General features: G+C 68.0%; 11 protein-coding genes. 7 read left to right on the top strand and 4 right to left on the bottom strand.

All coding sequences use genetic code 11. From position 1 onward, the window contains the following. Nucleotides 1–35 precede the first annotated feature (35 nt). Complete coding sequence (locus D514_RS36395) at nucleotides 36–698, bottom strand: GntR family transcriptional regulator (protein WP_036323857.1); 663 nt, start codon at nucleotides 696–698, stop codon at nucleotides 36–38. 181 nt (nucleotides 699–879) lie between these two features. Here D514_RS36395 and D514_RS36390 point away from each other — a divergent pair, with 181 nt between their 5' ends. Both D514_RS36390 and D514_RS36385 read left to right on the top strand, forming a co-directional pair. Continuing rightward, entirely contained in the window at nucleotides 880–1,719 is an 840-nt protein-coding gene (locus tag D514_RS36390; RefSeq protein ID WP_017831342.1) for a DUF4097 family beta strand repeat-containing protein, read from the top strand. Next, on the top strand, nucleotides 1,716–2,342 hold the full coding sequence (locus D514_RS36385) for a PadR family transcriptional regulator (RefSeq protein ID WP_031206418.1): 627 nt from the start codon (nucleotides 1,716–1,718) through the stop codon (nucleotides 2,340–2,342). Before D514_RS36390 ends, D514_RS36385 begins: the two co-directional genes overlap by 4 nt. A gap of 241 nt (nucleotides 2,343–2,583) precedes the next feature. Here the strand turns inward: D514_RS36385 and D514_RS36380 are convergent, their stop codons facing one another. Further along, nucleotides 2,584–3,129, bottom strand: coding sequence for a universal stress protein (locus D514_RS36380; RefSeq protein WP_017831340.1), 546 nt, complete (start codon nucleotides 3,127–3,129; stop codon nucleotides 2,584–2,586). 150 nt (nucleotides 3,130–3,279) lie between these two features. Here D514_RS36380 and D514_RS36375 point away from each other — a divergent pair, with 150 nt between their 5' ends. From D514_RS36375 to D514_RS36355, 5 genes are all read left to right on the top strand, one after another. Next, nucleotides 3,280–3,465, top strand: a complete 186-nt coding sequence (locus D514_RS36375; RefSeq protein ID WP_017204296.1) for a DUF3073 domain-containing protein — start codon at nucleotides 3,280–3,282, stop codon at nucleotides 3,463–3,465. Between the two features lie 128 nt (nucleotides 3,466–3,593). Beyond that, complete coding sequence (locus D514_RS36370) at nucleotides 3,594–4,421, top strand: MOSC domain-containing protein (protein WP_017831339.1); 828 nt, start codon at nucleotides 3,594–3,596, stop codon at nucleotides 4,419–4,421. Nucleotides 4,422–4,610: 189 nt separating this feature from the next. Continuing rightward, a complete protein-coding gene (locus tag D514_RS36365; RefSeq protein ID WP_017831338.1) occupies nucleotides 4,611–5,924 on the top strand; it encodes an ABC transporter substrate-binding protein in 1,314 nt (437 codons plus the stop codon). Nucleotides 5,925–6,014: 90 nt separating this feature from the next. Continuing rightward, a complete protein-coding gene (locus tag D514_RS36360) occupies nucleotides 6,015–6,992 on the top strand; it encodes a carbohydrate ABC transporter permease (RefSeq protein WP_017831337.1) in 978 nt (325 codons plus the stop codon). Beyond that, nucleotides 6,989–7,909: a carbohydrate ABC transporter permease gene (locus D514_RS36355; RefSeq protein WP_017831336.1), complete on the top strand. Its 921-nt coding sequence runs from the start codon at nucleotides 6,989–6,991 to the stop codon at nucleotides 7,907–7,909. The genes D514_RS36360 and D514_RS36355 overlap by 4 nt, the downstream gene beginning before the upstream one ends. Nucleotides 7,910–7,977: 68 nt before the next feature. On the opposite strand, the gene D514_RS36350 is transcribed toward D514_RS36355, so the two are convergent. Then, the gene (locus tag D514_RS36350) at nucleotides 7,978–8,202 is read right to left on the bottom strand and encodes a hypothetical protein (RefSeq protein WP_017831335.1); all 225 of its coding nucleotides are present in this window, start codon (nucleotides 8,200–8,202) and stop codon (nucleotides 7,978–7,980) included. 224 nt (nucleotides 8,203–8,426) lie between these two features. Further along, the gene (locus tag D514_RS36345; protein WP_017831334.1) at nucleotides 8,427–13,604 is read right to left on the bottom strand and encodes an endo-alpha-N-acetylgalactosaminidase family protein; all 5,178 of its coding nucleotides are present in this window, start codon (nucleotides 13,602–13,604) and stop codon (nucleotides 8,427–8,429) included. Between the last annotated feature and the right edge of the window lie 215 nt (nucleotides 13,605–13,819).

Here is a 13,819-nt window from a genome sequence, read left to right as displayed (position 1 = left end):
CCGACAGCTCCCGGACTCCGCGGAGCCTCTGCCGCTCAGGCCTCCAGAAGCCGTTCGGTGGCGCCGATGATGTGGTGTCGCATCGCTGCGGCCGCGCCTTCCGCATCACCGGCGACGATCGCCTGGTAGACCGCGTCATGCTCCGGAGCGGCACTCACTGCACCCGTGCGTCCGAACTTCGAGAACAGGCGGAACCGCTGGATCTGCCCACCGAGTGCCGCGTACGACATCTCCAGGAAGGCGTTGCCGGACTGCGCCGCGATCATCATGTGGAAGCGCGCATCACTGCGCCAGTAGAGATCGAAACCCTCGGTCTCGGTGTCGGCGACCTCGGCCGAACGCCGGAAGTCCTCCACCGCCCCGCGTAGGCCCTCCAGGAATTCGGGGGTCGTGCGCTGCGCGGCCTCATAGGCGAGACGGGGCTCCAGCAGCACGCGGGCCTCGCCCAGCTGTTCCACCTCGTCGCGGGTCATGACCGGGGCCACCCGGTAGCCGCGCAAAGCCTCGCGCTGAACGAGTCCGGTGTGCTCCAGCCGCGCCAGCGCCTCACGCAGGGGCGTCTGACTGACATCCAGCTCACGCGACAGGGCTCCGATGTTCAGGCTCTGCCCCGCCGCCCGCTCGCCCGACATGAACTGGTGCAGCAGCACCTCGTACATTCGGTCGGCGATGGGCTGCTTCGTCGATCGCCCTGCCACATCTTCTCCCCTCGAAGTCCTTCCGTCGAAGACTACCGGTCGGCCCATCGGCGCTCGGACGGACGCGCGGCCGTCGCGGCGATGCGCCCGCACCGGAAGAGGGGGTTGACAGTATCGAGATATATCGTGTTATTGTGACAATACACGATATATCGTGACCCTCAACCCAGGAGAAGCAGACATGACCGAGAAGTGGCTCATCGCCCCCGGCGAGGAACGCGTCATCGACATCGAATCCGTCACCCGCCTCAAGGTGGGCCTCGTCGGCGGGCAGGTCGACATCATCGCCCACGACGAACCGGGCATCCGCATCGAGGTGCACGGCGTCACCACCAAAGACCTGCGCGTCGAGGCGCACGACGGCGAGGTCGAGATCGACCACCCGCAGCTGGGTTGGGACAACTTCCTCGAGGTGTTCCGCAACTTCGGCTCCGGCGGCCCCCGCGCCGAGGTGAGCGTGGCGGTCCCCCGCGCGATCGCCCTGAACCTCGGTGTCGTCAGCGCCGGCGCGCTGGTGTCCGGACTCCGCAACGACGCCAGACTCAACACCGTGTCCGGCGACATCATCGTCGACACCCTGATCGGCGACCTCACGGTCAACTCCGTCTCCGGCGACGTGCAGGTGCGCGGCCTCACCGGCTCGATCACCGCGAACAGCGTCTCGGGCGACGTGGCCGTCACAGGCACCGTGCGCCGTGCGACCGTCGACATCGTGTCCGGCTCCACGCTGGTCGATGCCGCGGGCGACGTGAACACCATCAACGTCAACTCGGTCTCCGGCGGCACCACCGTGCGCCTCGACGAGTCACTGGCCGCGAACTACGTCATCCGTTCTCTGAGCGGACGCCTGCTGATCGACGGCGTCGAGCGCAGCACCTCGGGCCCCAGCAACTACACCGGCACGACCGGAGAGCTCGCCGGGCGCTTCGTCGATCTGCGCGCCAACTCCGTCTCGGGTGGGGTCACCGTGCTCCGTCGCACCCCGGCATCGATCACGGAAGACGAGGAGTGGGAAGCATGAGCCCCGCCGTCTTCTCCCACGGCGACCTGCGCCTGTACCTGCTGTCTCTCCTCTCCGAGGCGCCTCAGCACGGGTACGGCATCATCCAGTCGCTCACCGATCGCACCGGCGGCACCTACACGCCCAGCGCCGGCACCATCTACCCGCGGCTCGCGAAGCTCGAGGAGGAGGGCCTGGTCACCAAGACCGTCGACGGTCGCACCACGATCTACTCCATCACCGATGCCGGCAGGGCGGAGCTCGCATCTCGCGAGGGCGACCTCGCCGGCATCGAGGCCGGGCTCACCGACTCGGTGCGCCTGATCGCGAGCGAGGTGCGGCAGAGCGTGCAGGACGCGATGAAGAGCCTGCGCGCCGACCTGGCCGCGGCTGAGAAGGGCGAGCGCGCGGCGGCGAAGAACCGGCCTCGTACGGCGACCGACGATTCCCGTCTCGTCAGCCGCGAGGAGATGCATCGTGCCGACGCCGTGATCAACGCCTTCCGCGCCAGGGTGCGCACCGACCTGCGCACCCATATTGCGAAGGGCGGCACGCTGTCGCCGTCGGTCGTGACCGAGCTCGAGACGGCGCTGGACACCGCGGCACGCGGCGTGACGGTCGCCCTGAGCGCTTCCCGCTCGTGAGCGGGTCGACCCGCGCCGCAGCTTCTCCGCGGCCGGATGAGACCCCGACCCGGACGGAGCCTTCCTCTCCGATGACGCAGCCGTCGCTCGGCGCCGCGCCGGCCGCGCACCCCGCACCGTCGACACGACGTCACGGCATCGTCATCCACAGAGGGTGACGGGAACAGAGGGTGACGCGAACAGAGAAGAGGCCCCGCAGGCGATCCGCCTGCGGGGCCTCTTCTGTGTTCGGAACGGGCCGCTACTGCTCGGGCCAGATCTCCTTCTGCTCGTCCGGCACCGACTCGCCCAGCGGCACGACCAGGATCGAACGATGCTGTCGGTGCGCAAGACGTGCGGCGACCGATCCGGTGAAGAACTCCCTGATCGACTCGCCGATGCCGCGCTTGCGCGTGCCGACGACGATCAGCTGCGCGTCGAGCTTGTTGGCGAGCTGCTTGATGGCCAGGGCCGGGTCGCCGACCAGTTGCCGAGCCGTCCAGGTGATGTCGGTCCCGGCCAGAAGTCGGGCCGCAGTGGCCTCGACGGCCTCGAACTCCGCGGCGCCGGCGTCGAAGTTGATGTCGATCGGAGCCGAATGGACGTATCCGTCCGGGTCCTCGTAGGTCACGAAGCGCGTGACGTCGACGTGCGCGACGACGAGTGGCGCACTCAGCAAGCGCGCGTAGCGGACGGCCTCGTCGATCACGTGCCGATCCTGGTCGACCTGCATGCCGACGATGACGGCTTTCTGCAGCGCCACGTTCTGAGCGGCCTCGTCGGAGGGAGTAGAGGTGTTGTCGGTCATGGAGATCGTTCCCTTCACCTGCCTGGCGTCGGCCAGAGGGTCTTACCCGCGTGCTATTCTGAATGCTACTCTTACCGGCTTTAGACCGGTGTCGTGAAAAATGCCGCGGGCCTTCACACCCGCCGCTTAACTCGTGAGGGGGTCTCGCGCATGGGCCGTGGCCGTCAGAAGGCGAAACACACCAAGATCGCCCGCGAACTCAAGGCGTACAGTCCGTCGGTGAACTACTCCGCTCTCGAGCGCGAGTTGGCTCACCCGACCGACGAAGACGCATATGTCGACAAGTGGGCCGATGACTATGCCGACGAAGACGAGGACGAACTAGAGAAGGCCTGACCGCCCCTCTGTTCGTCACACCCGCACGTGGTGCGGGTGTTTCGTCGTGGCCTGGTGCCGAGGAGACACTCTCGGCACCAGTGCTTCATTCGTCGTGCGCGGGGTTCGGCAGCTGAGAGGATCTCCTCATGGCCCGCGTCGTCTCCCTCTATCGCCACCCGATCAAGGGGCTCACTCCCGAGCACCGCGATTCCCTGACCGTCCAACCCGATGGCAGGGTCGCCGGCGACCGCGTGCTGGCGTTCCGATTCGCGGATGCCGCTGAGCCGGAGCACCGCGACGGCGTCGATCACTGGCCCAAGGCCAAGGGACTCGCCCTGCAGGACTTCCCCGGGCTCGCCGCGCTGCACACCCGCTATGACGACGAGACGCGGCGCATCCGCATCGAGCACGCCGGCGCGACTCTCGTGGAGGCCGACCTCGACGCACAGGGACGGCGCGATCTCGCGGATACTCTCTCCGAGTTCGTCCTCGCGACCCCGGAGGGGCGCCGCCTTCGTCGGCCAGGCCGCCTCCCGCTCGTGCTCGTCGGCGACGGGCAGACGCCTCGCTTCCACGACCGCGCGCGCGGCTACGTCTCGGTGCATGGCCGAGGCAGCGTCCGCGCACTGGGAGAAGCGCTCGGGATGGGCATCGACGACCGGCGCTTCCGCTCGAACATCGTGATCGACGACGCCGCTGCGTGGCAGGAGCTCGAGTGGACCGGCGAGGTTCGCGTCGGCGATCTCACCTTCCAGACCGCCGGCCCCATCGTGCGCTGCCTCGCGACCCATGCGAATCCCGACACCGGCGTGCGCGACGCCAAGGTGCTCACCACTCTCACGGGAGCGCTCGCGCAGCAGGAGCCGACCCTCGGACGCCTGCTGCTGCCCGGCTGGACGCCGTCGGATGACGGCTCGACCCCCGGCGGCGGAGTGATCCGCATCGGTGACGAGGTCCGCGCGCACCTGGCGTGATCATCGAGTGCCTCGACGCGGTATGTCAGCGCTCCCTTTCAGCGGCACGAGTGCGGCTGTGTTGTGATCATCCCGGGGTTGTGAGCGCAAACATTTTCTGATTTGATGTGCATGTGATCGACGGCGCCTCGGCGTCACTCCCCCGCCCAGGGCGATCCGCAGGAACATGACCTCAAAGAGGAGAACAGCATGGCAATCACCCCTCGCTTCACCCGCACTGCCGCGATCGTCGCGGTCGGCGCGGTGTCGGCCTTCGGCCTCGCCGCCTGCTCGTCCGGCGATTCCGGTGGCAGCGGCACCGACGGCGAACCCATCACGATCGAGTACCTGCACCGTCTCCCCGACGGCGAGGGCATGACACCGGCGTCCGAGATCGTCGACCGCTGGAACGCCGAGCACCCCGACATCCAGGTGAAGGCGACGAAGTTCGACGGCAAGTCGAGCGACATGATCCTCAAGCTCGAGACCGACGTGAAGGCCGGCAACGGGCCCTGCCTCGCACAGACCGGCTACTCGGAGGTGCCGCAGCTGTTCGTGAAGGGGCTGCTGCAGGACGTCGCCGACGAGGCCAAGAAGTACGAGGACCACTTCTCCGCCGGAGCCTTCAGCGGCATGAAGGTCGGCGACGCCATCGTGGGCCTCCCGCAGGACACCGGCCCCCTCGTCTACTTCTACAACGAAGCCGAGTTCCAGGCGCTGGGCCTCGACGCACCGAAGACGCTCGACGACCTGACGGCCGACTCCGCCACGGCCGCAGCCGCTGGCAAGTACGTCACGGCCTTCACACCCGACGAGGCGCAGAACTGGCTCTCCGCCCAGTCGGCTGCCGCGGGCGACACCTGGTTCACCACCGCCGGCGACGAGTGGAAGGTCGACGCCGAGGGAGCAGGCTCCGCGCGCGTCGCCGCGTTCTGGCAGGGCCTCCTCGACGGCAAGCAGACCCTCGCGACCGAGCGGTGGGGCGAGGGCTTCACCGCCGCGCTCAACGACGGCAGCCTCATCGGCCACGTCGGGGCCGCGTGGGAAGCCGGGTTCCTGCTCGACTCGCTCGACGACACGCCGGCCGAGGGACAGTGGCGCGTCGCCCAGCTCCCCGACTTCGGTGCCGGCGCCATGAGCGGCCCCGACGGCGGCTCCGGCGTCTCGGTGATGAAGGGCTGCGAGCACCCCGCCGAGGCGATGGAGTTCAACGACTGGTTCAACACGCAGGTCGACGACCTCGCGTCGCAGGGCCTCGTCGTCGCCGCCAAGGGCGAGGTGGAGACCCCCGAGAAGATGCTGCGTCAGTTCGGCGGCCAGGACGTGCTCGCCGAGCTCGCCACCGCGACCGGAGATCTGAACCCCGACTTCCCGTATGCACCGGGCTTCTCGACGCTGTCGAAGATGAACGAGACCGCCGCGGCAGCCGTCGCCGGCACCGCATCGGTGGCCGACATCTTCACCACGGCTCAGGACACCGCGGTGTCCTCGCTGAAGGACCTCGGCCTTCCGGTCGCGGAGTAAGTCGACGAGAAGGCATCATCGGATGATCGACGGCGGAGTGCACGCGCAATCGTGCACTCCGCCGTCGTCTTGAGATCGAGAGGCGACACCATGGTCACAGTGACCGAAACGCGAGGTGCGGCACAGGCGCCGACAGCGCGCATACCCGCGGACCCCACCCGCCGGCGCCGGTTCGGGACCCGCCGCGAAGGCCTCACGGGGTGGCTGTTCATGACGCCGTTCGCCGTGCTGTTCGTGCTGGTCTTCCTGGTGCCGATCATCGTCTCGATCCGCTCGTCGTTCTTCGCGCAGGTGCCGGCAGGGGATGGACTCTACGGCGGCGGCGAGCTCGTCGACACGTTCGTCGGGCTCGAGAACTTCGTCACCGCCGCGACCAACGGAGCCTTCTGGACCGGGATGGGGCGCGTGGTCCTCTACGCCGCCCTGCAGATCCCCGTGATGATCCTCGTCGCCCTCGGACTCGCGCTGCTGCTGGACTCGTTCATCGTGCGTCGCCCGACGCTGTTCCGCCTCTCCTTCTTCCTCCCGTACGCGGTTCCCGGCATCATCGCGGCGATGATGTGGCTCTATCTGTACACGCCGGAGGTGTCTCCCTTCCTGCCGTTCCTCCCCGACGGCACCGACTTCATGGCTCCGGGCACGATCCTGTTCTCGATGGCGAACATGACGACCTGGACGTACACGGGCTACAACATGCTCATCTTCCTGTCGGCGCTGCAGGCTGTTCCGCGCGATCTGTATGAAGCGGCCCGCCTCGACGGCGCCTCCGGCTTCCAGATCTCGATGCGGATCAAGGTGCCACTGGTGCGGGGAGCCGCACTCCTGGCGGTGCTGCTGTCGATCATCGGCACCATCCAGCTGTTCAACGAGCCGGTGGTGCTGCAAGCCGCGAACTCGTGGATGGGCAAGGACTTCACCCCCATGATGCTCACCTACAACACGATGATGGGCGAGATCTCACCGTCCGGCAGCGGTCCGGCATCGGCCTACTCGCTGCTCATGGCTCTGATCGCGGGTGTGCTCGCGATCGTGTACGCGCTGCTGCAGCGCCGGAAGGGCGACGCATGACCACCACACGCCTCATCACCACCGAAGCATCCACACGTCGACGCCCTCGCCGTCCGCGCGATGTGGACGCCCCACCGCCCTCGATCGCGCCCACCCCGCTCGCGCGTGCGTTCGGCATCATCGCGCTCGTCGTCGCCACCCTGTACTTCCTGGTGCCGGTGTACTGGCTCATCGTCGCCTCGACGAAGAACAACACCGACCTCACCTCGACCTTCGGCTTCTGGTTCGCCGGCTGGAACCTCGACACCAACTACGACAGCCTGATGAGCTGGACGCAGGGACTGTTCTGGCGCTGGGTGGGCAACTCGATGCTGTACTCCGTGAGCGCGGGCGTCATCGGCACCCTGTTCGCCGTGATGGCCGGCTACGCGATCGCGAAGTTCGCGTTCCCCGGCAAACGCATCGCCGTGGGCGTGATCATGGCGGGGCTCCTGCTCCCCGTGGCGCTGCTGACCGTCCCGCTGTACATCGAGTTCCAGGCCCTCGGACTGACCAACACCGTCTGGGCGATCATCATCCCCTCGGCGGTGTCGCCGTTCGGCGTCTTCCTCGGTATGGTCTACGCGCAATCATCGGTGCCGACCGAACTGCTCGAGGCCGCCCGCATCGACGGCGCCGGCGAGGCGCGCATCTTCTTCACGATCGTGATGCGCCTGCTGGGTCCGGCGATGGTGACGATCTTCCTGTTCATCTTCGTGGCCACGTGGAACAACTTCCTGCTGCCGCTCATGATGATCTCGAGTCAGGATCTGAAGCCCGTGACCCTCGGCCTCTACGGCATGGTGAGCTACTTCGCCCCCGACAAGGGCGCGGTCATGCTGGGCGCGCTGCTCGGAGTGATCCCGCTCGTGCTGCTGTTCTTCGCCCTGCAGAAGTACTGGCGCTCCGGCCTCGCCGCCGGCGCCGTGAAGGGCTGACCCTTCAACCGGAGTCCCCTGGCACCTCGACAACGCAATGACCGGAGGCCGCGCGCGCGAGCCTTCGGTCATGCGTGACCAACGGGCAGCCGCGAGAGGTCGACGGCGGCGGCCGCGAGCGCGTCATCGGTCAGCTCTCCTCCACGGTTCAAGCCGCGCAACGCGGATGCCACCTCGACGGGAAGCAGATCGGGAGCGAGCAGCACTTCATCGGCCAGTAGTCGGTGAAGTGAAGAGCTCGAACCGACGTTGCAGAGCGCGTCGACCACGACGGAGGCGTCGACGACGATCATCGGTCGTCTCGCCCCTCTCTGATCGCCGCGACGATCGCCTCCGGCGAGATGGCCGGTGCAGCAGGTCTCTCCCCGAGAGCGGCCAAGAGTTCAGGAACGGTGGGGCGGGACGCGATGAGCGCCAGCTCAGATGTCAGGTACTGCTGCAGCGACTGCCCCCGTGCTTCCGGACGCACAGCAGAACGGCCCGGAGGATTCCCTCCGGGCCGTTCTGCATCAGCGGATCAGCTGTGGCGGCGCCTGCGCAGCCACAGCCCCAGACCGAGACCCATCGCGAGCAGGGCCGCGAGAGCCGCACCAGCCCAGATCGCCCCCTCCGCGCCGGTGGTCGCCAGGTTGCCGCTTCCCGCCGCCGCAGTGACGGCGAGGTCCCCGCGCGCCAGCTCGACACCCTGGGCGTCGGTAGCGACGAGCGCGTGTGCACCGGCGGGTGTCGCCGCGGGAATCGTGACGGTCGCCACAGCCTCACCGTCGGCAGACATGGTCAGCTCCCCGATGCGCACCGGCTCGGAGTGCAGCCAGAGCTGCACCAGAGCGTCGGGCTCGAAGCCGCTCAGCTGCACGGTCAGGGTCGCCCCGGCCGCCACCGATCCGATGGAAGGGGTGACGGTCGCCTTCTTCCCCGGCTTCGCCTTCTCGACCTTCAACGAAGCGCTGGCCAGCTCCGCACCTGCCGCATCCTGCACGATCACCCGGTGCTTTCCGAGCTGCGTGTTCGCCGGGATCAGCAGACGCGTCGTCAACGCGCCCTTACCGTCGACCGCGGCATCCGTCAGCTTCACATCGTCGAGCCAGACCGACACCGTCGTTCCCGGGCCGAAGCCCGTGAGCGCCATGCCCACGGTCTCCCCGGCGCGCACCGCGTCGGCGTCGAGTCCGAGCTTCGGATCGGTCACCGGGTTGCAGTCGCTCAGGTCGTCGTCGGGGCGTGTCTCGGGTGCGTGACCGTCCTGAGGGGCCGACGAACCGTACACAGCCATCTCCGCGACGGCGGCGAACTGCGTGCCCGAGATCGACGAGGTGGCGGTCACCCGGATGTAGCGGGCCGTGGTCTCGGCGAAGTCCACGTCCTGCCACTCGGCGGCGTTCTTCCACTCTCCCGAGGCGACGGGGGCGTACGTCTGTCCGTCGGTCGACACCGCGACCTCGTAGCCCTTGATCGGACCGTTCTGGTTGGCACCGCGGCGCAGGTACGAGATGCCGTCGACCTGTTCGGCGGCGCCGAGGTCGAACGTCACCACGTGCGGGTACGACGTCGCCGCCGAACTCCACCGACTGTGCCAGAACGTGCCGGCGTTGCCGTCGAGCATGTTCGCGGCCGCACCGTCTTCACCCGACGTCTCCTCGGAGCTCGCCGTCACGGAGATCTGCGAGTTGGGGATGCGGGCCCGCGAGGACACCGACACCTCCTGGGTGGTGGTGACCGAGCGCACATCGCAGTCCGCGAGGTACGTCGCGGCGATCCCGATGCCGACGGTCGTTCCCGCAGCCTCCGCCGGTGCGGTGACCAGCCAAGTGGTCTCCACACTGTCGCCGGCCGCGACCTCGCCGAACAGGTTCGACGAGCCGTCGACGACCTCGACCATGTAGCCCTCCGGCACCTCCAGCTGCACGCCGATGTTCTCGACGGCGATGGACTCGCTGTTGGTGAAGGTGGTCGTGAACGCGGTCTGGGCATCGGGGCTCAGCACAGCCGCTTCGCCGGACACCGTCGCGCAGGGAGTGCCGCCGGTCGTGGGGCCGAGGTCGGTGACTGTGAAGTCGTCCAACACGAAGTCCACGTCCGGTCCCCCGACGCGCTCGAGTCCCACCCAGGTGTAGTCGCCGCATCCGACGATCACGTCCTGCGTGAACTCCGTCGTCTCCAGTGCCTGCGTGATCCCGGTGCGGCTGAGCGTGGTCGAGGTGACCGTGCCGCCAGCCACCGCGTCGGTTCCGGTCAGCCAGCGGTACGCGCCGCTCGCTCCGACCTGGTAGTCGAACCCGATGCGGTAGGAGTGTCCCTCCTGCAGCGGAACCAGCGTCGGGTCGGTGCGGTAGACGACTCCGTTGTTCTCGGAGTGCGACATGAGCGAGTGATCGCCGTTGAGCGTCGTGTCCACCGCGAGTCCCGCGAGGGGGCCGGCGTCGAACGGCTTGGCGGTGTTGCGCCAGTCGCTGCTCGCATATGGGTCGTGCCGGCGCGAGATGCTCGTGCGCGGGTCGTCGATGCCGTTGGCGTCGCCCTTCACGAACGGCCCCCAGCCGGCCTCGTTGCCCTCGAAGTCGTTCGAGTACACCGTGCCGGCCATGAACGGCGCCGTGGTGTCGGCCGAGACGCGGGCATTGTCGATGCGGACCTTCGCGTCTCCCGCGACGGCACCGACGGAGACGGTGACCTCACCGGATGCCGGAGCCAGGAACGACGTCGAGCCGCGCTGGTAGTACTGGCCCGCCTTGGAGTCGGCCCGCATGTAGTTGTACGTCGGCGAGAGGTTCCAGGTGCGCGTCACCGCACCGGAGCCGGTTTCGACCGAGACGCTCACGTCACGGGTGGCGGTGGGGTCGATCTGCACCTGCGCGGAGAACGCGTACCGCTGCCCGGGCGTGAGTCCGGTCACCGTCTGCGAGATCGACGACGCCGATGCGCCGAGAACGGCGATGTTGTCGCCCCGAGAGTCGTTCTTCGCGCTGCCGAGGTCGGTGCGCTCGATCGTCACATCCCCCTGCGGGTTCCAGACATCGAGCGAGCCGGAGTTGAACCCGGGGTCGTCGAGGCCGGCGTCGCGGTACTCGACGGCCGCGCGCTGCGCACCGCCCTGGGGCACCACCACGTAGGCCGTTCCCTTTTCCGCGCTGAGCGTCAGCTCACCGCCTGCCGCGTTGACCGTGCCGATCTTGACGCGTCCCTGGTCGCCGAGCTCGAACACGTCGAAGGCGGTGTTGCCGCGGAAGGCATCGGTGAGCCCGAACGTCTTGTCTCCCCCGGAGGCCGAGTAGAAGTACATCTTGTCGGCGTCGACGGGCGAGCCGGAGTCCTGGTTGGATTCCAGCGACTGCCACGGCAGCAGGTACGAGTCACCGCGCAGCACCGTGGCACCGTCCATCGTGATGACCCTGGTGCTGCCGTCCATGCGCACCGCCACGTCGTCCGTCAGGGTCGCCTCGGCGCCCGCCTCGTAGGTGAGCAGGTCGAAGTGCTGCAGGAACTTGGTCGGCAGGCTCTGCTTCCAGATGTTGTCGACGAAGCCGTCCCAGTTGCGGTTGCCGACCCAGCCCTCGGCGTCGATCAGTCGCTGCTGCCCGAGCAGGGCGTCGTCGTTCCAGACGTCGGTCTGCCCGTTCTGGATGAAGCGCACCATGGTGGAGTTGATGCCCTTGTTGTCCTTGCCGCCGTAGGCCAGGTCGTTCGGCCAGTGCGACCAGACCGTGCTGTCGACGAACTTGTCACCCCACTCGGTCGCGACCTCGAGGTCCATGCCGTTCAACTCGTCCGCGAGCTCTTCGGCGACCCACCCGTTGGAGTAGTACACGTCGATGTAGACGCCGCTGAGGCCGGGGACCTCGTCACGCAGCTGCTGGAAGCGGTCGAGCACCCGGCCGGTTCCGAGGTCGGTCTGCTGGTTGATGTAGTACGACTGGTCGAGCCAGTTCCAGCCCGGCTTATACGGGGCCGCGCCGTCGAGGATCGCGGAGTCGAAGGCGTTCGCCTGCGGATAGATCTCGGTGGCGTTGACGTGCACGCTCATGTCGGCGTTGAGCTTCGCGCCCTCGTCGACGAGGTTGTTCAGGTCGGAGAGGCCGCCCGCGCGCTCGTTGTAGTTCCCGCCGTAGTCGGTGTTCGCCGAGTCGTGGCCTTCACTGCCGTAGCCCTTGTTGAGCACCCACTGGCCGAGACCGTCCGTCTGGTTCGCGATGCGCTTGGTGTTGTCGAGCACCAGGTCGAAGTAGTTCGTCGCGCTGGAGGCGAAGTTGAAGGGGATGCGGCTGACCACGCGCTCGGCGACCCGGTCGGCACCGAGACGCGGGGTGTCGACCTCGCGGTAGCGGATCGCGGCATCCTGCCAGTCGACTCTCGCGTCGGCGTTGCGGTCGGCGGCGAGCAGGACGGTCACCTTGGGCAGGGCGTACGTGGTCACCCGGCTGTCGACGGCGGTGGTCGGATGGATCAGCCAGGCGCTGGAGCCGATCTCGGCGGTGCGTCCTGCGGCCTCGGTCACGCGGGTGGTCAGGCGGGTGTTCCACGATGCGGTGCCGCCGGAGGCCTGGGTGGTCGCGTTGGTGATCACACTGCCCACGAGAGCCCCGTTGCCGAGGAATGCGAAGGCCGCACCCTTCTGCCCGGTCGCCGTCGATGCGTTCACCGCGATGTGCTCATCGGCATTCTTCGTGCTGTCGGGGCTGATCACCGTGCGATCGAGCACCGACCCGGCATCCGCGGCACTCGCGGAGAGGAAGGCGTTGTCGGGAAGACCGAGCGTGGTCACGGTCGCCGTGCCCTCGACCGCGGTGACCTCGAAACCGACGGTGCCGTCCTTCGCGACGCGGATGCTGCTGCGCACGGTGACGTCGATACCCGTCAGCGTCGACACGTAGTCGATTCCGGTGGCCGACGGCGTCGAGGTGGTCTGCGACGCGTAGGCGGTGCCGTTGACCGACCAGGTCTTCGCCGAGGAGCGCTGGCCGGCGATGCTCTCGCTGCCCACTCGGTACCCGGTGATGCGGGGGAACTCCGTCGAGACGACAGCGGTCGTGCCGCCATCGGCGATCTCGACGGTCTCATCGGTGTCGGGGATCTCGGGCTCGGTGACGATCGGCGGCAGCTGCTCGTCGGAGAGGACCTCGATCTCGCCGGCCCCACCCCCCGTGGTCCCCTGCGCGTCGATCACGAGCAGGGCCACGTACCGGCCGTCCTTCGCCGTGTCGAGCGTGATGCGCTGCTTCTCGTCGTTCGCGGTCGGCGCATGAAGCGTCGCCGTTCCCGAGGCTGCGCCCCACCCGCCCTCCGCAGGCGAGTTGCGCGCGACATCGGGATCATCGCTCACGTAGACCTCGACCGTCTTCGCAGCGACGCCCTGCCCCCTCTTGACCGAGTAGTCGAGGGCCTTCACCGAGAGCGACCGTTGCAGATCGACGACGATCCAGTGCGGGAACGGGGCGTTGGCGGAGTACCGCGATGTCCACTGCGTCGCGAAATCTCCGTCGAACGCGCCCAGGGCCGTGCCGTCGAGGGATGGCGGAGCCGGGTAGGGATCCGACTCGCTCGACACCGCATGCAGGCGGTAGTCGGCCTTGGGGACCGGGATCAGGTCGGCAGCCTGCGCGGCTGGCGCCTGAGTGAGCACGCCACCGAATGCGAGCGCCGTCGCCAGCAGGGAGCTGAGGGCGACGGCGGTGCGGGGCGGTCGGGAAGGTTTCGACACGTCTTGCCTCTCGGTCGGGGTGACGCCGGGAGCACAGACGCTCCGGTGCGTCGCAGATGATCATCGACGACCCTCATCGATGTTTGCGCTATCACACTAAGCGGACTGCCGCCTCAATATCAAGGCTTTTCACGGAGCGAGCGCAAACATCCTCGAACTGTTACTGCGACGAAACCCACACTCAGCGCCGAGGCCCACCCTCACAGCCGCCGGTG

The organism is Microbacterium sp. UCD-TDU (assembly GCF_000340625.1).
Classification (GTDB): domain Bacteria; phylum Actinomycetota; class Actinomycetes; order Actinomycetales; family Microbacteriaceae; genus Microbacterium; species Microbacterium maritypicum.
This window is presented reverse-complemented; position numbering and strand designations above follow the sequence as displayed.